This window comes from Vibrio galatheae (genome assembly GCF_000967545.1).
In the GTDB taxonomy this organism is placed as follows: Bacteria; Pseudomonadota; Gammaproteobacteria; order Enterobacterales; family Vibrionaceae; genus Vibrio; species Vibrio galatheae.
On sequence record NZ_JXXV01000061.1, the window covers coordinates 1 to 226 of the forward strand.

At 50.9% G+C, this 226-nt stretch carries 1 tRNA gene; it reads right to left on the reverse strand.

The features are described from left to right. Window positions 1–128: 128 nt before the first annotated feature. Window positions 129–204: transfer RNA gene (locus TW81_RS18730), tRNA-Gly, on the reverse strand. Window positions 205–226 lie beyond the last annotated feature (22 nt).

Here is a 226-nt window from a genome sequence, read left to right on the forward strand (position 1 = left end):
TTGGAGCGACACACGAGGTTCCCTATTCATAAACAGAAAGGCGTGACCTCAACCTTGGCAAGGCTGCGCTCGATAAACTGAGCTAGTGTCGCATTCTTCACCGTTAAGTACGATGACAACTATAAATTTGGAGCGACACACGAGGTTCGAACTCGTGACCTCAACCTTGGCAAGGTTGCGCTCTACCAACTGAGCTAGTGTCGCATTGGTTGCGGGGGCCGGATTT